At 43.7% G+C, this 21,427-nt stretch carries 10 protein-coding genes; 2 read left to right on the top strand and 8 right to left on the bottom strand.

Translation table 11 applies throughout. The features are described 5' to 3' along the window. Window positions 1-9 precede the first annotated feature (9 nt). Together J3L18_RS09350 and J3L18_RS09355 are read right to left on the bottom strand one after the other, a co-directional pair. A complete protein-coding gene (locus tag J3L18_RS09350) occupies window positions 10-3,447 on the bottom strand; it encodes a TonB-dependent receptor (protein ID WP_129571039.1) in 3,438 nt (1,145 codons plus the stop codon). 224 nt (window positions 3,448-3,671) lie between these two features. Next, window positions 3,672-4,817, bottom strand: coding sequence for a FecR family protein (locus tag J3L18_RS09355; protein WP_129571038.1), 1,146 nt, complete (start codon window positions 4,815-4,817; stop codon window positions 3,672-3,674). 166 nt (window positions 4,818-4,983) lie between these two features. Between J3L18_RS09355 and J3L18_RS09360 the strand changes: the two genes are divergently transcribed. Further along, on the top strand, window positions 4,984-5,592 hold the full coding sequence (locus J3L18_RS09360; protein ID WP_129571037.1) for an RNA polymerase sigma factor: 609 nt from the start codon (window positions 4,984-4,986) through the stop codon (window positions 5,590-5,592). Between the two features lie 436 nt (window positions 5,593-6,028). Here the strand turns inward: J3L18_RS09360 and J3L18_RS09365 are convergent, their stop codons facing one another. The 5 genes from J3L18_RS09365 to J3L18_RS09385 all read right to left on the bottom strand — a co-directional run bounded on the left by J3L18_RS09365 (window position 6,029) and on the right by J3L18_RS09385 (window position 16,692). Continuing rightward, complete coding sequence (locus J3L18_RS09365; protein ID WP_129571036.1) at window positions 6,029-8,707, bottom strand: alpha-L-rhamnosidase-related protein; 2,679 nt, start codon at window positions 8,705-8,707, stop codon at window positions 6,029-6,031. 87 nt (window positions 8,708-8,794) lie between these two features. Further along, entirely contained in the window at window positions 8,795-10,561 is a 1,767-nt protein-coding gene (locus J3L18_RS09370) for an endo-dextranase (RefSeq protein WP_223266262.1), read from the bottom strand. 31 nt (window positions 10,562-10,592) lie between these two features. Beyond that, complete coding sequence (locus J3L18_RS09375; RefSeq protein ID WP_129571035.1) at window positions 10,593-12,107, bottom strand: SusE domain-containing protein; 1,515 nt, start codon at window positions 12,105-12,107, stop codon at window positions 10,593-10,595. A gap of 25 nt (window positions 12,108-12,132) precedes the next feature. Continuing rightward, a complete protein-coding gene (locus J3L18_RS09380; RefSeq protein ID WP_129571034.1) occupies window positions 12,133-13,608 on the bottom strand; it encodes a RagB/SusD family nutrient uptake outer membrane protein in 1,476 nt (491 codons plus the stop codon). Between the two features lie 18 nt (window positions 13,609-13,626). Then, window positions 13,627-16,692, bottom strand: a complete 3,066-nt coding sequence (locus J3L18_RS09385; RefSeq protein ID WP_129571033.1) for a SusC/RagA family TonB-linked outer membrane protein — start codon at window positions 16,690-16,692, stop codon at window positions 13,627-13,629. A gap of 355 nt (window positions 16,693-17,047) precedes the next feature. Between J3L18_RS09385 and J3L18_RS09390 the strand changes: the two genes are divergently transcribed. Next, the gene (locus J3L18_RS09390) at window positions 17,048-21,031 is read left to right on the top strand and encodes a hybrid sensor histidine kinase/response regulator transcription factor (protein ID WP_223266261.1); all 3,984 of its coding nucleotides are present in this window, start codon (window positions 17,048-17,050) and stop codon (window positions 21,029-21,031) included. A gap of 54 nt (window positions 21,032-21,085) precedes the next feature. On the opposite strand, the gene J3L18_RS09395 is transcribed toward J3L18_RS09390, so the two are convergent. Next, window positions 21,086-21,259 (bottom strand): RICIN domain-containing protein, encoded by a 174-nt coding sequence (locus J3L18_RS09395; protein WP_129571031.1) that lies wholly within the window; start codon window positions 21,257-21,259, stop codon window positions 21,086-21,088. Window positions 21,260-21,427 lie beyond the last annotated feature (168 nt).

Below are 21,427 nucleotides of genomic sequence, written 5' to 3' on the forward strand. Positions count from 1 at the left end.
TTTAATATTTTAAAATGTAAATCTTAAACCCGCGTTGATCACTTTTTGCTGCGGATAAGTTCCAGTACCGTTGTTACCAATTTCCGGATCGAAATTGAAATCTTTTAGCTTGCTCCATGTTAACAGGTTAATGCCATTAACAAAAACGCGGGCGTTCTCTATTCCTATCCTTTTCATCCATGTTGTGGGTAAGGTATAGCCCAGTTCAACGGTTTTTAAGCGCAGGTAATTTGATGAATAGATCCAAAAGGTGGAAGCTTGCTGATTGTTCACGTTATCAGCCGATGAAATACGCGGGAACATATAATTGGCATCGGGATTTGAGGCCACCCAGTGGTTATCAACCACCTGTACCAGCGAACTGGCAAAGCGCGAAAAGGCATAAACCCCTGATCCCGACAATAAAGTGGAGCCCCCCAAACCACCCTGAAACAGAACACTTATATCAAAATTGGTATAATGATAGCCCAGCGCGACACCAAACTGCGATTTGGGATTCGCCACTTTTCCGGGAAGAAAACCGGCATCTAAACTGTTGATCACATTGTCGCCATTTAGGTCTTTATACTTAATATCACCCGGTTTGGTAACACCAAGGCTGGCTTGCGAAGGGCTGTTATCAATATCCTGCTGGCTCTTAAACAATCCGAGGGCGGTGTAACCGTAAATTTGGTTGATACTCGTACCTTTTAAAGCCTGCCATTCGCGACCGGGATAATCGGGTTGGGCATAAAACAGGATCTTGTTGGTGGCATAGGCATAATTAACTGTAATACTATATCCCTGTTTTTTGCCAAACTCGTGCCTGTGGCTTAGCGAAATCTCGTACCCCCGGTTATCTGTTATGCCCGCATTAACCGCCGGTATTTGCGGTAAGCCTATAAAAGAGGGGATCAGCTGCGAGGTAGCCAGGATATTATTGCGGCGTTCTTTAAAAACATCCGCCGAAAGTGAGAACATCCCTTTCCATAAACTCAGGTCAAGGCCCAGGTTTATTTTCTTTGACCGTTCCCAGGTTAATAATGTATTGCCCGCCTGGCCTTCCAGGTAACCGGTATAACTGTTCCCGTTGCTATTAAACCCGAACCTGTACGAGTCGCCCGTTACCCACGAACTCAGGTAGAGGAACCTGCTCGAGCCTATCTTATCGTTACCAACAATACCGTATGATCCCCGCAATTTAATTTGATCGATAAAGCTGAGCGAAGGGTTATCTTTAATAAGATGTTCGTTTGATACTATCCAGCCTGCCGAAACAGCCGGGAAGAAACCAAACCGGTGCCCTTCGGCAAAGTTTTCTGAGCCGTTATAGCCAAAATTAAACTCGGCGAGATAACGGTCGTCATAAGCATACGCCGCGCGGCCTAAAACACCCTGGTATTTGTAGGGCAGCCCCGCCCTCGCGTTTCCTACACCACCACCCACAGCATCAAAAAAACTCGACTGGTTGTAAATAGCCATCGCTTTTACCGAATGCTTACCAAAATCACGGTCGTAGTTCATATAAGCCTCCAATACAGTGCGTCGCGATCCGTTGGCGTTCACCTGGTAATCGAGCGTACCGGTACCATTATTTACAATCACATAATGGCCATTGGCTGCCAGGTCGGTCTCCGTATCGGCAACTCCCTGGTTCAATAAATATTGGTAAGTGATGTTGGATAACGGTCTGTTTACATTTCGGAAGTTATCGTTATCAAACGATAACCTTACACGTGTACTCAAACCTTTGGTTAACCAGCCCAGATCCCACTTAAAGCCGGCTGTAGATTGAAGCGCGGTTTCAAAGTTTCGTTGATAACCCGATTGGGTTAAATCGACATAAGGCGACTGATTGGTATTTGGTGCAGCGCCGGGCGATCCATCAGGATTGGTTATGGGGTAATACCAGGCTGGCGTTTGTTTGATATCGTTAAATATTTGCGAGGCATTCGCGCCGGGATAATTCCTGTCGTAAACGATCGCCCCGAGGTTCAACTCCATCGATAGGTTTTTGGTAAGACTCAGGTCGATGTTAGAGCGGAAATTATATTTATGGGTTATAGCCTGAATATCGTACTGGCTTACCGCATCTTCATAATTATAAAGGCCGTTTTGCTGCAGATAGGATAACGAGATAAAATATCTTGTTTTTTCGGTGCCGCCAGTGACGTTCAAATTACCTTGCGACAGGTATGAGAACGGCTTCAGCATCGTTTTGGTCCAGTTCACATTGGGATATAAATATTGATAGGCCGGATAGCTGCGGTCTCGGTATTTATTCAGCAAAACATCGGTATAAGCGCTGGTATCTGCAAAAAGGCCATCATTTATCAAACCTTCTTTATAGAGTTTACGGCCGGTATATGAATCAACATATTGCGGTAAAGAGGTTGGAGACTGCCAGCCATTTTGAGCGGTCGCCGAAATACGGGATGTTCCTATTTTTCCGCGTTTAGTAGTAACGAGCACCACCCCGTTGGCACCTTGTATACCATAAATAGCGGTTGAAGCCGCATCTTTAAGGATGCTTACATTTTCTACTTCATTGGCATCTATGCCACTAAAGTCCCTTTGGATACCATCAACCAAAACCAGTGGAGCCGAATTGTTAGTCGTACCGAAGCCCCTAATGTTCAGAGACGAACCATCGGCACCCGGCTCACCGCTGTTTTGAACGGTTAACAAGCCAGGTAAACGACCGGCAAGCGCGTTGCTTAAATTGGCGACCGGGCTTTGTTGCAACTCCTTAGTACCGACAGATACGATCGAACCGGTAACGCGTTCCTTACGCTGGGTTCCGTAACCTACTACAACAATTTCCTGAAGGCCGGCACCCGGAACAAGGGCGATAATGCCAAGATCCTTCGCGACCTGAACTTCTTTGGTAGTATAGCCTATGAAAGAGATGACGAGAGTACTATTGTCCGGTATATTCTTAAACACAAACTCGCCCTTTTCATTGGTGGTCATCCCCTGCCCTGTTCCTTTAATTTTTACCGAAGCACCGGGTAAGGGCCGGCCGGTCTCATCAACCACAGTTCCTTTAACTTCAATATTTGCTATAGCGGCTTTATTTTTATTGGGATCAGCCTCAACAGGTTCGCCATTACTTTTTATGACGATTGTTTTATCGGCAAAACTGTATGATAGCGCCTGGTCTTTGAGTAAAATATCAAGTACATCCTTAATATCGGCCTCTTTAACGTTGATAGATACCGAGGGAGAGTTTTGCAGCAACTTATTTTTATAAAAGAAAGTAAAGCCGCTTTGCTTATTGATATCCTTTAATACTTTTTCGAGCGGCACCCCGTTTTCGGACAGGGTGATCTTTTGGGCGAACACATCCGCTTTAACCTGTAAAGTGAAAGCGATAGTTAACAAAATAATTAGCTTCATCACTAAAAATGTTCTTCGACTTAAAAACAGAAATTCGCAGTTTTTTGAACTACGTAGATTAATTTTCATAGTTTCGTTAGGTTTTTGGTTTGATTAAAATTGAACTGTTCTGGTTTTCTATTAATCTCCGATCCAGAAACTACCGCGCAAGCGGAACCTGCCGGCAGTGTTGGAAGCACTTCCGGCATTTTTTATGGATGAGAATTTTTAAAAGGAGCTTTTAAGTATCTGTTTTCTTCATCTTAAATTGGGTTTTGAGGTTAATAATTGGTTTTTATAGGATGATGCAGGGGCTATTGAGAAACGATAAGCTTTCGCCCGTTTTGTTTTACATTAATATCATCAAGTTTTAGGATTTTCAGCACCTCAGAAAAAGCCGCGTTGCGGGGGATCTCACCGTTGTAGGTATCATTACCCAACTGGCCCTGATATTCCACCTCAACATTATACCACCTGGAAATTTTGCGCATTACATCATGAATGTCTGCATTTTTAAATAAGATCACACCCTTTCTCCAGGCCACAAACTCTTCTGCATCAACAGTTATTTTTGATAACCGGTCGTTTTTGAAAACAGCTTGTTCATTAGGTTTTATAATGATTTCAGGGACGCCTGGAGTTTGATTTTTTCCATAAACTTTGACGCTCCCCTGCAGCAGGGTGGTTTTAACTGCATTTTCGTCCTGATAAGCGTTGATATTAAAATGAGTACCCAACACCTGTACCACCTGGCCGGCACCGGACACCTTAAATGGCCTGTTTCCATCATGGGCCACCTCAAAATACGCTTCGCCAGACAACTCAACCACTCTTTCCCTGCTCGTGAAATTTATCGGAAACTTAATTGTACTACCGGCATTTAGCCAGACCTTAGTACCATCGGCAAGTGTAAGCTGGTATTTTCCACCGAAGGGCGTTGATAGTATATTGTACGGCTGTGATGAACTGGAGATTCCGGCATTGGTTTTTTGATAGGTCACGCTGCTATCGATATCGTTATTAACGGTAACATCATTAAGTGTTAACAAGTGCCCTTTACCCAAACCATCAAGGATAATTTGCTTTCCGTCCGCAAGCGTTAATAGGGCCTTATTACTGCCCGGTTTGACAATATTTCCGTCGGATGCAATTTCGTGAGGTTTAGTAGTTTTGTCGAAATGCTTATTGACAACAAATAATCCACCAAGAGCAAAAATAACAGCCGCCGCTGCCCACCATCGGATTCTGACAAGAGGTTTTATCTGGTTTTTAGATAGCCTGTTATGGAGATCTGTTTTCAGGCGTTTCTCAATTTCAGCTCTGTCACCAAAATCCGAGATCCAGGGCATATCCGATAAATCGAAGCTATCGCGATATTCTTCAAATAATTTTTGCTCTTCGGGCGTACAGTTACCCGACGTGCAACGCTCGTATAATTCTTTAAATTCCTGGTACAACATGGCTATAACGGTTATTAGTACAGACAACTCCCGCGGCAATAACTCACATACTTTTTTTATTTTTTTTTATTTTTTGCAAACGATTCAAAATCAGACCAGGCTATCCCTCAACAATAAAACTTTGTTATTACCTTGCATAGTTAAAGCTTAGCCCGGATTTTTTTACATGAACCACACTCAACAATCAGATGAAGACATATTTGCCGCGGTGAAACGTAATGATAAAAAGGCGTTTACCCTGCTTTATGATCGTTACTGGGAGTTGGTTTATAAAAAAGCTTTTTCTTATTTGCATGACACCGACACCTGCATGGGCATTGTAAACGACATATTTGTTAATATTTGGGAGAAAAGAGATGCACTCAAAATCATTACATTTAAAAACTACCTAACTTCATCCGCACGATATCGTGTATATAACGCTATAAAAGCAAGTAATACGTCACCGGTAAAATATGTTGCAGATTACGAAAAACTGGATGACTTAAGTGTTGTATACAATCAGGCCGAAACCAGTTTTGAAGTTAACGAACTAAGCACCGACCTAGATAAATTACTCGATAAACTACCTTCGCGATGTAAAGAAATATTCCTTTTAAGCAGGGTAAATCAATTAAGTAACACCGAGATTGCAGAGCGGCTGTCCATTTCAAAAAGGGCTGTTGAAAATCAGATTTCGTTGGCCGTTAAACACCTTAAGCCGGCTTTCAAACACTATCCTGCTGTCATACTTGTTGTAAAACTGATTCTGTTGCAAGCCCAAATGAGGTTATAGGTTAAAACCGCACCTCAAATGGAGGTTGCCCGTTAATTGGGTATGTTACCTCGCCGGCAACTAAGCGCCGTGTGTTTTGGTTGACGCCCTGGTACCTGAATCTGAGTTTACGATGACTTCAAATCACAACCTAGTTTTTCTTCCGGTAAGCTTCCAGTCTGCATTGAGATATCCCCTCAATTTTCAACAGATGACCTTCTCCCTATCACTATGATAAACACCTGGCAGACAGCTATCTGCCGCATAAAATTTTGATTGCCTCACAGTCGTCAACGAAAAAACGAGTTACAAAAAAAGCGTTCCGTCTTACATTCGGAACGCTTTATAAAATGAAATATATTAACTAAATGCTCAATCTCACTTAAGCACTTTTCAAATTACGCAAATTTTTCAGCGGACAACCGATCTCTAAATATCAATTTAAAATCAAAAGGTATCAATTATTCCCAACCCTTGTCAACCGAAAATGATCGATCATTGCCTGGTTAACATTGATGTTCATGTTCTCATTGGCATTTTTAAAACAAAGTGATATAATGTGTTTCCCTTTAGTTAGTTTAACCTTTACCACATTACTGTATCCCCAATTGCTCCATTCGCCTTTGCCCCGCTGCGGCAGTACAATAGTCCCTGCAAAACTATGATCCACAATCAATGTGCGTATGGCACATTTATTTTCGGTATTGATAGGCCCATTGCCATTAACATAACGCAAATCAATAACATACGTGCCTGCCGTAGCTATGTTTATCGGTATATTTAATTGAGTATTAATGGTTGTATTCACCTCAATGAAACCCTTGCCGGTAAAACCCTGATACGGAAGATCTGATTTATCGGCTATAGTTTCCGCTTCAATAATTTGCTTTGCTGATGACGGAACAACAGAAACGGGCTCGCTTGCAAAAGAGGGCACGCCCTTTCTGTCTATGGCAATAACCTGGTACTCGGCATATGCATGATCGTTTATCTTAAAGGTTAATGCCTTAGTTACCGCAACAGGTTTTCCGCCCTTTAATAACCTGTAGCTTACTGCATTTTTTGCCTTTGACCATCTTAGTTCATTTTTTGCATAGGCTATAACAGGAGTTTCAGGCGCTGTATATCCCGGCACCAATTTACTTTTCCCCTGAATTGCATTATTAGCGAGTACAATTTTAATATGATGATTTCCTTTCAAGTCTCCCGGAAACAAAGCCTTGATCATAATTTTTCCATCAAGGCTTATCTTTTTTATTCGGTTACCATAGCCACTCATTTCGATGTCCAGTACGGCATCGCGGTATTTAAAATGATTTAATGAACGCTCGCCTACCAAACCTTTAGTAACAAATGGCTTGAACTCTAAACTATTTTGATTATAGTGGATACCAAAAAGAATCTTATATACCAACGCGATATTTCCCGACAAGCTCCACAGCATGTTACTGCTATTGATCTGTGTACCTGCGAAGTCACCATCGCTGGCAACAAAGTTTTCTTTGTTGGTAAGCCAAAGTGCGGCCGGGCGATAAATAGCGGCAATGGCTCGCGTAAGCGATGTTTCGTTACCTGTTTTTGCAGAGGCCATTGCCCAATAACTTTCAACAAAGGGCCATACAGCGTTATTGTGATATGGTAAAATACTGGGTATTTGCGGGTAAATACATGGGATACCAAAGTCGTTTACCGGAGTGCTGTCGATAACAGATTGTTGTTTACCAGCATCCGCGGCATCAAATAACACAGCCAAAGCTTCGCCCAATGCTTCAGACCGGGGCGATATAATTTTATTGTTTCTGCCATAAAGATATTGACCATAGTAACCTTTACCTGGCAACCATAAACTATTGAGGCCTTTTTTTATTAAATCAGCCTGGTGTTGATAACCCGAAACAGCTTTATGATCTCCCATTAACCCGGCCATGTCTGCCAAAACCTTGTTAACCTGATAATGTACTACGCTGGTGCCTAAACATTCAGACTCATAAATATCGGCCGGTTGCATCCATTTAGGGTAAGTTTCTTCGCGCCAGTCTAAAAACGACGATTCGCCCCTTACAAGACCAGTTTGTCTGTCATACACGTTGAAAGTATCATCGGCCGCTGATTTTTTGATGATCGGGTATATCGTTTCCAGCCATTTCATGTCGCCGGTAACTTTATAAACTTCCCAGGCGGCAACAGCCCAGATCATCCTGTCGGACGATACGGGATAAGCTCCTCCCGTACCGGTATCCTGTATAATACGGCCGTTTTGTACCTTCTTCATCAAGCTATACATCGCTACTTTGGGTTGCAAAACCGCCATTGAAAGAATAATGCTATAGCTGATATCCCGTGTCCATACACCGCTCCACTCCTTACCTGTCCTAAACGTACTATCGGGTTCAACAGCATTTTGCATTTCCTCTAACGCAAGGTTATACAGTGCATCAGACAACATATACGGTGACCGATATTGAGGAAAAGCACTTATATCTTTGCCCAGCTTCCATGCCGAAGCCGTACTGTTAACATCTCCCGGCTTATTTAGTATTAGCGTTGTTTCGTAGATTCCATCACCATCGGGATCCTTCAGTTCCAGTTCGGGGTGATTGATCAAATTGTTAAAATCCCAAATCAGGGGAGCGGTGCTTCCCGCTACAAACAAACCTTTAAAATCGTCTTTATATATCTTATCGCCATTAAAACAGGTATAATAGCCTTTCGTTTTAAAAGCGTCCAATACATCGCGCAGATCCACACGGATCTTAAACCGCGACGATGGTTTGAGGTAGAGCCCGGCCGGCGCAGTTTTTTTTTCAGCATCGGGCTGCCCAAACCTGATAAGCGGGGTTTCATTGTCAGAACCTGAGCAAACAAAATGGTGATCGCTGCCGGAGGGCATTTCATTGTCCTTACCGTTAATGCTAAATTTAAAATCAACCACCGCGCTTTTAAAAAGGTTGGCCGGGCTTTGATAATTGGATTGCAGATCGGTTGGTGATGCCGCTATTGATGTATACTTGCCCTGCACCACCCTATCCGGATAAATGGTATAAGCACCGGAAGTATAAATTGGTTTACTGCTTTGTGCACTCACATAACCTGCGCTAAACAATAAGCTGAGAATTACTGAAACAGAGTTTTTCATTAAAAAATATTTTGATTATACAACAGTATTCCGCCGTGGCAATAAACCATGCCCGGCGGAACAAAAAGAATAAATAGGACTGTCTTATTATTGATATTCAACTACTACCATATCCCAATATTTCAATATTGGCAATGTAAAGGTAACAGCATTACCCGATTGTGTATAAGCAACGTCCTTCGATGCTCCTCCATCCACATCCGGTGATGCTACCCAGATTTTTTTAACGGTTTTGGCAGCTGTAAAATTAAAGCGGCCATTACTAACCGGATGCGGAACAGATTGCGTACCATTACGATCTCGCCAGTCAAAACTTGCGGCATTAGCAAAGTTAATAAGATGAATAACCTGTTTATTACCCAAATCTTTGCCAATTACCGATATTTGGCCCGTTTGCGGCGGAAAGTTATTGAGTTTGGTCTGGCCATCGCCCGGAGTAATGGCAGGGTTGTTGAATGTTCCCCCATCACGAAGCAAATTTTCGTAAGCCGTTAAAAAGTCGTAATAGCTAACCATAGCTATTTTCAGATCATCGCGCATTTGCAGGTTATTATTTGGGAAATACTCTTTGCCCAGCATATGCTCACCTAATTCCAGATGTGAGCCGCCGTGTGCAAAGATCACCGCGTCGGTAAATAAAACACCAGGGGTGCTAAAATAACCAGGACTACCAGCCAGATCGTAATCCATATACGCCGCAAGTACGCTCTTTTTGGTACCAGCGGTGAGGGCATCGTTACTTTTAATAATATCGGCCAGATCTTTATACCCCTCATTCGGTGCCCATACTTCCGAGTACAGGAAATCAACCGGTGCATCGGAGATTTGCGGCTGACCATACTGAGTTACCGCGTTCATTACCAAACTTTTTGTTGGCGATGCCACTTTCATCGCTTTTATAAAGGAATTGAAGGCTGTTGGCAGATCAACCGTTCCACCGCCATAGTTGTACAAAGTTTTATCACGGTTACCCAATTGATCTATCTGGTAACCATCAAAATTAAATACCTTGTACATCTCATTGGTTTTACCCGCAAGATATTGCTGCCAGCCGGTATTTGAGGGATCCATAATATAAAGATCGCTTTTAAAAGGTGGCTGTGGCAGTGAGGCAACCTCTTTTTTAGTATGGGTTGCATCATCAAACAAGTACCATTGCTCGTTTACACCATCGGCAGCGGCATCGTTCAATGATCCATACGCGAGGTTATAATGCAGGGTTTTCATATTGTAACCGTGTGCTGCTGCGATGTAGCCCTGAACAGTTGCGAGGTAATTATCTCGGTTGGCTATATCTTTCCAGCTGGCATCGGGTTTGGCAATAGTCCCGGCCAGTGGCTCATGGTGTTTATACTCCCAATCCTGAAACTGCACATAGTTCATATGGTAACGGTTTAATGAACTCATCACTGTTTTAATATCGCCATCGCTCAGTTTACCATAGGCGGATAAAAATCCATTTCGCGGAAAGCGTGCCGGATCCGACGACACATCCACAGCAATAGTTCCATAGATCTTTTCCTGGCCGTTCACTGTATCAAACAACTCAACCATATAACCGGTAAAATCCGGCGCGGGCGCTGTCCACTTCCATGACGTACCCGTTACCGTTCCGGATTGTATAACACTGCCCGATTGCTTATACCTTACTTTCGCGGTAGCGGGCAAGGCCTTATCAAGTGTAAAAACAACCTCGTCTCCGGGTTTATAAAAAGCTTTATCGGTGCTGATGCCGGAAAGGCTGCTTGTGGCTACTGTTTTTATCAAACCGGCATTATCAACCAGTTTGTCCTTTGTACAGCCGCAGCTAATGGCTGCGAACATCATCATTACACCTACGCTGTATATTTTCATTTCAAATATTTTATTTCCTGTTTTCAATTGATTATTGTTTTACAACAGCCACGCTCAAGTCTTTCATATTGAGTGTTATTTTATAGTTGCCGGCGGCTGAGGCCGTAACTATCCATTTATTATCCGGATCGCCGGCACTTAGCTGAACAGTTGTTGCAGATAGCGCGGGATGATCAGTTACCGGGCGATAAAACTTGGCACCAAAATCCTTAGCTGTAGCTATTTTGAACTCCCCGGCTACCAACGCACCTGTCCAGCTGAATACAAAGGGATCGGTAGCACTTTTTACCATTGGTGTAGCGGCATCCAAACTCCAGCCGCCAGGCGAGGCATCACCGATGATCCATAACGCGGTATAAGGCGGCGTGCTGACAACGGTATTAACGATACTAATGGTGTTGGTATGCAAATTCAGTGTGATTTTATAGGTGCTTGCCGTATTAATATGCCATTTGTTATCCGGATCGCCAGCGTTAAGTTGCACCGCGGTCGCCGACAGATCAGGCGCGTTTGTAGTTGGACGGTAAAACGGCGCGTTAAAATCTTTGGCTGTAGCTATTTTAAAATCGCCAGTAGTAAGCGGCCCGGTCCAGGTAAATATGAATGAATCGTTCGCGTCGACAATTAATGGAGTTACAGCGTCCAGGCTCCAGCCACCTGGCGTAGCATCTCCCAATAACCATAACTGACTAAATGGGGCCTTTGGCGGATCGGTATTGACAATACTGATGCTGTTGGTGTGCATGTTAAGCGTAATTTTATAATTACCGGCTTGTGCGGCACTTATTTGCCATTTGTTATCCGGATCGCCACTGCTTACCTGTACCGCGGTTTCGGTAAGTGCAGGGTGATTGGCCAGCGGACGATAAAACGCACCGCCAAAATCCTTAACGGTAGCAATTTTAAATTCACCGGCAACCAATGCTCCGGTGTAAGTGAACAGATAGGGATCATTACCATGCTGAACCATAGGCGTGGCGTTGCTAATATCCCAGCCTTTGGGTGTTGCGTCGCCTACCATCCATAACTGACTGTAAGGAGGTGGGATCGTTTTGGAATAGGTAGTTACAGTAAGCGCAACAACGTTAGAATTAAACGGTGATACCGAACCATCCGACGTAGCTGTAACCAAACGCATCTCTACCGCAGTAGCCGTAGCCACAGGCAGCGTAATAAACATATCGTTCAGCGCCTCCTGCGTGTAGGCTTTGGTGAGCGTGTCTTTACCTAATTTAATAGTAGCCGCGTTGGCAAAGTTATTTCCTTTTATATCCCACTGCAAAAAGTAAGTTACCGAACCCTGCATACCCTGCACGTTAGCTGCCGACCAGGTTAAAGTGAGGGCTGGTTTTGCGGCATTATCCCGAGTAAGTACTACCGAATTAGATGAAGCCGCCAATACCGGAGTTGACGTTACTTTAGCTGTTATTGTATCCTTTTTACATGAAAAAGTAAAGAGGGACAGGAAAGATAAAACGATTAGCGCCCACCATGTGGATTTTATATATCCTGATGTATAAACACCATTAAAATTTAAAGCTTTCATTTTTGATTAGCTGTGTTGTGATAAATTAATAACCCGGATTTTGTGTAAGATTTGGATTGGCATCCCTTTCTTGCTGCGGTATAGGCAACAGCAGGAACTTAGCCGTGGCGTTCACCTTCCCTATCGAATGCAGAAAATCCAGTCCGTATTGCCCATTGTTAACCCTGATCAGATCAAACCAGCGCTGGCCCTCAAATGCAAGTTCCATGCGGCGCTCATGCAATACTTTGGTACGGAAGGCATCTTTTGATAAACCACTTACGATGCTTGCCAAACCGGCACGGTTACGCACCAGGTTTAAAGGCGCTTCGGCACCAGCCTGACCAAGTTCGTTCATGGCTTCGGCCTGCATCAACAGCACATCGGCATAACGCAAAACCGGGAAATCTGCCGGATTGGTATTATAATCTGGCGAAATTGATTTAGGCACCAGGAACTTGCGAAGGTTAAAGCCCGTTGTGGAGTATGATGCCAAATAGCTTTTGCCATCAAAAGCAGGGCAACCTGGGTATAACACAGTTAAATCCTTGCGCAGATCGCCACTTTCATAATCGTTCACAAACTCCTGCGTAGGCTGGTCCCATCCATAAGCGCCCCCAACAAAATCCGAATTTCGCGGGCCGGTAAATGTGCTGGTCCACGATGCCTGGTTAAAATCATCGAAAAAGCCATAAGTGGTAGCGCCGCTGTATTGAACTTCAAATAATGATTCGCCGGTGTTCTTTTTCGTTGCCGAAAAATTATCAGCATAACTGGCGTTTAGTGAATAGCCCAATGCTGTTACCTGCTTACACAGATCGACAGTTTTTTGGTAATCACCCAAGGTTAAATACACCTTTGCCAGCAAACCTGTGGCCGCTCCTTTTGATGCCCGTCCTATATTGGCCCCGCTATAGCTGCTTGCAGCAGGCAAGGCAGTTATAGCATCGTTAAGGTCCTGGATAATGAGCGCATAAACGTCGGCTTTGGGTGCGCGTTTCACCTTTAAGTCGTCCCCTACCACCTGTGGTTTAGTGATAAGCGGTACATCTCCAAATAAACGCACAAGGTTAAAATAATACAGCGCGCGTAAAAACTTAGCCTCGCCCAGCACACGGTTTTTCAGGGTTTCGTCCATATTAATGGCAGGTACTTTTTGCAAAACAATATTGCATTGCAAAATGCCGGGGGCTGGCCCGCGGTAAACATCAAGTACCCCGGCATTGGCCGATGTGGTTACAAAGTTTTGTTCGTCCTGAGTTTCAATACCGTCTGTACCGCCGCCGGCGCCGGTTACACTATTACCGGCCATGATATCAGTTGTCCAGATCCGGAAGTTATACAATTTAGGGCGTTGCAACGGCTGATAAGCGGCGTTTACCGCATTCACGGCATCCTCGGCGGTTTTATAATAGTTGGCGGTGTTTACCGAATCGAGCGGCGCTTTATCAAGGAAGTCCTTTTTACAACCTACAAAAGCGGTAGTAAGCACTAAAGCGATAATATATTTATTGATTTTCATTACTTAATGCTTTAAATGTTAGAGTGTTAAATTGATACCTAAGCTGATGGTACGGGTAACGGGATACACACTAAAGTCGATACCGTTGCTTCCCACTTCCGGGTCGAAGCCGGTGTATTTGGTAAAAGTGAACAGGTTTTGCCCGGTAACATAAATGTGGGCATTGGTGAAGCCCGCTTTTTTAATGAGCTCCTTCGGCAGTGTATAACCTAATGTGGCCGTTTTTATCCGCAGGTATGAGCCATCCTCCACAAAACGGTCGGAGATGCGGGAGTTTTTATTGGGGTCGTTATAAATAGCCCTTGGCATGGTGTTGCTGGTACCCGGCCCTTCCCATCTGCCTAAAACCCTGATGGTTTGATTTTGCGCAACGGCCATGCTTTCCTGGTACACGTTATTGGCGTTAAATATTTTGTTGCCGTACACACCCTGTAAAAACACGCTCAGGTCAAAGCCCGCATAACTGAAGGTGTTGTTCATGGCATAGATGAATTTAGGGTTCGGGTTACCGATAAAAGTTCTGTCGGCATCGTTGATCACGCCATCGTTATTGAGGTCTTTAAAGCGGATATCGCCCGGCGAGGTACGGTTATATGGATCGGCACCGGTTTGCTGCGATGCATGCGCGTCTACATCAAACTGGGTTTGAAAAATGCCCTGTGTTACAAAACCATAAAAATTATTGATTGGCCTGCCAACGGCATTGATATTGATATTGCCATTAAGGCCAATGTTGCCGCCAAAAATCGACGTATTATCACTCAGCGCGGTTATTTTATTTTGGTTGAAGGAGATATTGGCACTGGTAGTCCAATTGAATTTGCCGGTCATGTTTTTAGATGTCACCGAAAACTCGATACCCTTATTTTCCACGTCACCTGCATTGCTTGGTGGTGCAGCACCCGAATAGCCGGTTGATATAGGCAGGTTAACAGGTACAAGCATTCCGGTAGTCTTCTTGATATAGGCATCAATATTTACCGAGATGCGCTGCTTAAAGAAAGTGGCATCTAAACCGATATTGCTTTGCTTAACCGTTTCCCATCTTAGGTTAGGGTTAGCCGCATTTAAAGCGATCTGTGCCGGCACAACAGTACCATTAAAATTGTAAACAGCCGATGTGAGTACAGAAGCGAAGGAATAATTACCAATATTTTGGTTACCTGTAGTACCGTAACCGGCTCGCAGTTTCAGGTCATCAAAAAAAGTAACTTTTTTAAAGAATGGCTCCTGCGATACACGCCATGCTATTGAGCCTGAAGGGAAAGTGCCATATTTATTGTTATCGCCAAAGCGGGACGAGCCATCGCGCCTGATGGTTGCGGTTAACAAATACCTGTCTTTATAAGCATAATTGGCACGGCCAACATACGATAGTAAGGCCCATTCCGAGCCATCGCCATTTAGCACCGGATTCAATGTTCCGTTATTAAGCTGTTGGGTAACATCGCTTGCAAAACCACTTACGTTGCCCCCTGCAAAATGGTAGCTGTTGGTTTGGGCATCGGTACCGGCTAAAACTGTAAGGTGATGGTCTTCGCCAAAATATTTATCGTAGGTAAGGAAATTGTCCCATGTATAGGTGATGCTTTTATTATATTGCTCGGACAGGTAGGAATTTGGCTGAGGTATCGGCTGGTAATTATATTTTGGCGACCAGGTGCGGCTGTTGAAAAACGAAGCCTGGATGCCAGCCGTACTTTTAAAAGTTAAACCGGGGATAATAGTGGCCTCCCCAAAAACAGAACCTAATACGTTATATCCTTCGGTATTATTTTGAACCAGCTTAGCGGTGGCAATAGGGTTTTTCACATCACCATAAAACTGCGGCTGACCAACCGGACCGGAGTAGCTGCCATCGGCATTGTAAATTGGTTGCGCAGGATTGGCGGCCATGGTAGCGCGGATATCGTAAGAGCCACTTGGTTTTTCATCGTGGTTTAAAGTAAGGTTATGGCCAAACTTCAACCATTTAAGCACCTTATCGTTACCATTGAATTGCAGGGTATACCTGCGGTAAGTGGTACTTGTTACAATTCCTTTTTGATTAAGGATACTACCCGATACATAGTAGTCGGATTTTTCCGTCCCTCCCGAATAGGATAGCGTATAACTTTGTATTGGCGCTTTGGTAAACAAGGCTTTTAACCAATTGGTGCCCGTCCCTAACGAAGCAGGATCGGCATAAGCTGGGTTAGTAGATTGGTTATTGTTGGTAAGCAGTTCATTATTCAGTTGTGCAAACTGGCTTGCATTTAATAGTTTTACCAGGTTAGTTGCCTGCTGTACCCCGGCAAAGGCATTAACATTGAGGTGGCTTGCACTTGCCGAACCTTTTTTTGTGGTGATCAGCACCACGCCATTGGCACCACGTGAGCCATAAATAGCCGAGGCCGAGGCGTCTTTCAACACATCCAGCGATGCTATATCATCGGGGTTAAGGGTATTAAGGGGTACATCGGTAGGTACACCATCAATCACCAGCAATGGATCGCTGTTATTGATGGTACCAACGCCCCGCACCCTCAGCGTAACATTACTGCCCGGCGCCCCGGAAGTTACCGCCTGCACACCTGCCGCACGACCTTCAATGGCCTGGCCAATATCCGGCACCGGCTGACCCGCAATTTCTTTTACATTTACCGAAGTTACAGCACCGGTAACATCTTTCTTTTTCTGGGTGCCATAACCTACCACCACTACCTCATTGAGGGCTTTAACATTTTCGGTCAGTACCACATCAAGTGTCGGCTGACCGTCCAGCACTACCTCACGGGTAACGTACCCAACAAAACTGAATACCAGTACGGCATTGCGGTCTTTAACATTAAGTTTGTAGTTACCCGCAGCATCGGTAAGTGTACCGTTTGACGTACCTTTTTCGGTAACCGCAACACCGGGCATTGGGCCGGCGGCATCGGTAACCTTACCTGCTACCGGTATAGTTTGTGCCGCGTTTATGGCCGTCGGTACTTTATTGGTGGCCGCGTTTGAAAAAGCGGGTAGCAGGCAGGCCGCTATAAGTTGGAAGGCTAAAGCTTTAGGGCACAAGCCAACATGTAAGTTTCGTAAACGAAATTTCATAAATGGTATTTTAGGTTATTTTTAAAGGCATTGGTGGCCTTTTTAATCGGTTGTTAAACTGGCTTATTTAAAGCGTAAAAAAAGTGTGATGTAAAATTCTCTTCATACTAATTGGTTTTGTTTTTTGGTTTATGCTCAGGCTGATACGGGCAGCCTTAAACTGGCACTAAGTAAGTGCTTTGCTACCCATGGCTGCAATCACAGCATTTCAATTTAAATTCAAAATGTATCAAAGTTTAAATCAGGAAATATCAAACAAGCAATGTCGCTATATTTACATGACCAGTTTAACCCTTTATTGATCGTGTAGCCAAAAATGCGGCACCCTTGATAATGACTGAACTATAATTTGATTTTGAAAAAAGCTTTTATCCTCCTGTTTCAGATCCTTTGTTTTACTGTGGCCCGCAGCCAGCAGGCAACGTACTATTTTAAAAATTACCAGGTTCAAAACGGTTTATCCAGCAATACCATTACCTGCATTTTGCAGGATAAGAAAGGCTTTATGTGGTTTGGTAGCCGTAATGGCCTTAACCGATTTGACGGTAATGTGTTCAGGTTGTTTGGCAACAAATTAGGCGACAGCACCAGCATAGGGAGTAACTCTATTTTTAGCTTATATGAAGACAGTAACGAAAAACTTTGGGTAGGTACTTATAAGGGTATCTATATTTTCGATCCGATTACTGAAAAATTCAAGCCGTTTAAACTTATCCCACCCGGCGAGGTAAGATATATTGCAGGTGATAAACAGCATCATATCTGGATCATATCGAACCTTAATCTATACCTGTATGATGAGCACACCAACATATTAACAGCATACCCGCAAAAAAACGATCTCACAGTAACGATGAGCATGGCCAAGGATGGCTCGTTATGGACGGCTACCAATCAGGGGTTTGTTAATCACTTCAATGCTGGAGGCCGCCAATTGGCATCATACGATTTGTCAAGCGCTAACAAAGGGCGCAAATTTTCTACTGTTCAGGAAATTTTCCCTGTTGGTGATACTGCTTTGATCATCGGCACCATGAACCAGGTGGTTTTATTTAATTACCGGAACAACAGTATTGCTAACGCGCTGAATGACCAATATAAATCAGGTGATATCCATGTACATGTTATTTTTCATCAAAATGATGATACCTACTGGTTAGGAACAGAAAACGGGCTTTACATATTTGATAAAAAGAACAACCGGACTACTGTTGTACAAAAACAATACAGCAACCCCTATTCTATCACCGATAATATCATTTCGGCCATTTACAAAGATCGCGAAGGCGGTACCTGGATAGGTACTTATTTTGGCGGGGTAAATTACTACCCCGGTCAGTACAACAATTTTAAAAAGTACTTCCCCGAGCCTGGCGTAAACAGCCTTAGCGGCAATATAGTGCATGAAATAACCAAAGATCAATTTGGCAATTTGTGGATTGGCACTGAAGACGCCGGATTAAATAAAATAGATTTAAAAACCGGTATCGTAAAGCATTTTATGCCCGGCAAATCGCCCGGCAGCATAGCCTATCGCAATATCCACGGCCTGGTGGCCGACGGCGACCGCCTTTGGATAGGCACCTATGAACACGGGCTCGATGTTATGGATCTGCACACTGAGCGGATCATCAAGCATTACAACTCGGCGCAAAACAATAAATCGTTCAGCAGCGGTTTTATAGTCACTCTTTATAAAACCCGTAAGGGAGAGTTGCTTGTTGGTACCTGGAATGGGCTGTTTAGCTATAACCGGCCTGACGATACTTTTAGCGCGATGCCGTTTTTTGCCGATCATATCCAATCCATTCATGAAGAAAACGATGGTACGTTATGGGTAAGTACTTATGGCGGCGGCGTATACTATCTAAATACTGCGAGTGGTAAAAGCGGCCATATCAGTTCGCGGGCAGGCGCGCCTAACACTATTTTAAACGATTATGTGAATGGCCTGTTTATTGATAGCCGCAATAACAAATGGTTTTGTACTGAAGGCGGCTTAAGCAGGTTTGATGCCAAAACAAGCGGGATAAAAAACTACACCACCGAAAACGGTCTGCCGGATAACCAGGTATTCAGGATACAGGAAGATAAAAATGGCAAATTATGGATTTCGACGGCGAAAGGCCTGGCCAGATTTGATCCGGAAAATAACACATTCAGCAATTATCATACGGTTAACGGTTTGCCAACGGAGCAGTTCAATTATAACTCGTCATTCCGTGATGCCGATGGCACCATGTATTTTGGCACGGTTAAGGGGATGGTAAGTTTTGATCCTTCAAAGTTTGTCAGGAACCCCTATGTGCCGCCGGTTTATATTACCGGTTTACAGGTTAATAATGCCGACGTAACTGTTGGCAGTGCTAATTCTGTACTTAACCGATCCATTACTTATACCCCCTCAATTACCTTGCCTTACAACAGCTCAAATATTAGCCTGGATGTTGCTTCTCTTAGCTTTGTGATTCCGGAAATGAACGAGTATTCATACAAAATGGATGGCATTGATAAAACCTGGGTAACGTTTAAAAACAACCGCAAAATATATTACACCAAACTACCCGCTGGTAATTATGTTTTTAACTTAAAAGGCGCCAATAGCGAAGGGGTTTGGAATAACAAGGTTGTGCAGCTATCAATCCATATTATGCCGCCGCTTTGGGCTACCTCCTGGGCTTATACAATTTACCTGTTGGTAATAGCGGGTATTGTAACAACAATTGTGCGCTACTACCATTTGGCCGTGAGCGAAAAAAATAAACGGCGTATCGAAACCATCGAGATCAATACCGAGCGGGAGATCTATAATGCCAAGATTGAGTTTTTCACCAACGTAGCCCATGAGATCCGTACCCCCCTCACCCTGATAAAAATGCCCCTTGATAAACTGATAAGCAGCGAAATTGATCACCCCGAAACGATGGAAAACCTTGCCATGATAAAGAAAAATACCAACAGGTTGATCGGCTTGACCAATCAACTACTCGATTTTCGAAAAGCCGAAGCCAACAAGTTCAGCCTTAATTTTTCTAAAGCTGATATTAACGAGTTGCTTGAAGAGGTATACAACACTTTTAAGCCTGCGGCCGAATTAAAGGAAATAAGTTACAGGCTTGAACTGCCGAGGATAACATTGCACGCTTTTGTTGATCATGAGGCTTTGAAAAAGATACTGGGCAACCTGTTCAATAATGCCATTAAATACGCTTCGGCTACCGTAGCAATCAAGCTTTTGCCCTTTAGCAGTGAAGACGAAATGTTTAGGATTGAAGTTCGCAATGATGGTTTCCTGGTTCCCGAAGAGTTGAAAGAAAAGATATTTGAACCTTTTTATCGTATTAAAGAAACCGAAAAAGAGGCCGGTACCGGAATTGGCCTGCCCCTGGCCCGCTCATTAACTTTGCTGCACCAAGGCACCCTTGAATTAAAGCCCTCGATGAACAGCCAGAATATTTTCCTGCTGTCGCTGCCTATCCACCAGGAAACAGAGATCAACCTTGAAATGGCCGATGAATCGGTTACCTTACCAACCGAAGAGCTTACGGTAAACGATCAGAAAAACGAAAAAGATAAGCCATCTGTTTTGCTGGTTGAGGATAACAAGGAGATCATCAATTACATACAACGTGAGCTGGCAACTACCTACCGTATATTCAAAGCCTATAACGGGACCGAAGCCATTGAAATACTAAAAAAGGAGAATATCCACCTGGTGATCAGTGATATCATGATGCCGGTGATGGATGGTATAGAGTTGTGCCGGAAGCTTAAAACCGACGTTGAATACAGTCATATCCCAATCATTCTGCTTACGGCAAAAAACTCCCTTAACTCAAAAATCGAAGGTCTGGAAGTTGGCGCAGACGCCTACATCGAAAAGCCTTTTGCATTTGAGCACCTTCAGGCGCAAATGAGCAATCTGCTGATGAACCGCAACATGATGAAGCAATATTTCGCGCGGTCGCCACTTACGCATATCAAAGGCATAGCGGTTTCAAAGGCCGATAAAGATTTCCTGGACCGGTTAAATAAGGTGATTTATGATAACATTACCGATATGGACCTTGACGTAGACCAGCTATCAAACATGATGAACATGAGCAGGCCGACGCTTTACCGCAAGATCAAAGGGATATCGGATATGACGCCAAATGAGCTTATCAACCTTTCGCGTTTAAAAAAAGGTGCGGAACTGCTTGCCGAAGGTGACCTTAAAATAAATGAGGTAGCCAATATGATCGGTTATAGCTTACCTACCAATTTTTCACGTGATTTTCAGCGGCAATTTGGTGTCAGTCCTTCTGTATATGTTAACAAATTAAAATGCGATCAATAAAGATAAAAAAGGATACCACCGGAAAAAATCCGGCGGTATCTGCAAAAAGGTCGTCTATTGTAACCTCGTAACAACCCATTGCTGGTTATTACCACCGGTATAGGTAAACTGCTTAACCAGGCCTCCGTTATCAGTTGAAGCGCCATATACGTCAAGAGCCTTTCCGCTGTTGAGGTTCACTATTTTATAATATCCCGATTCAACACTTACAAGCGTCCATATTAAAATGTGTAGGCTAAACCATTATCCGTCTCCACGCTGCGAGGGGATATTGGACCATCTTTGTAATATGAGAAAGTTTATTATTATCATTTTCTGCAACTCCATATACTATTATCATAGCTTGAGGCTGCGGTTAGTCTGCCATGATCTGGATCTTGAAAAGTCAGTTTACAA

Source organism: Mucilaginibacter gossypii (genome assembly GCF_017569325.2).
Lineage (GTDB): Bacteria > Bacteroidota > Bacteroidia > Sphingobacteriales > Sphingobacteriaceae > Mucilaginibacter > Mucilaginibacter gossypii.

Coding starts and splice junctions, on each gene's coding strand:
- J3L18_RS09350 (WP_129571039.1), bottom strand. CDS start 3,447: ATGAAAATTAATCTACGTAGTTCAAAAAACTGCGAATTTCTGTTTTTA.
- J3L18_RS09375 (WP_129571035.1), bottom strand. CDS start 12,107: ATGAAAGCTTTAAATTTTAATGGTGTTTATACATCAGGATATATAAAA.
- J3L18_RS09355 (WP_129571038.1), bottom strand. CDS start 4,817: ATGTTGTACCAGGAATTTAAAGAATTATACGAGCGTTGCACGTCGGGT.
- J3L18_RS09370 (WP_223266262.1), bottom strand. CDS start 10,561: ATGAAAATATACAGCGTAGGTGTAATGATGATGTTCGCAGCCATTAGC.
- J3L18_RS09360 (WP_129571037.1), top strand. CDS start 4,984: ATGAACCACACTCAACAATCAGATGAAGACATATTTGCCGCGGTGAAA.
- J3L18_RS09365 (WP_129571036.1), bottom strand. CDS start 8,707: ATGAAAAACTCTGTTTCAGTAATTCTCAGCTTATTGTTTAGCGCAGGT.
- J3L18_RS09385 (WP_129571033.1), bottom strand. CDS start 16,692: ATGAAATTTCGTTTACGAAACTTACATGTTGGCTTGTGCCCTAAAGCT.
- J3L18_RS09380 (WP_129571034.1), bottom strand. CDS start 13,608: ATGAAAATCAATAAATATATTATCGCTTTAGTGCTTACTACCGCTTTT.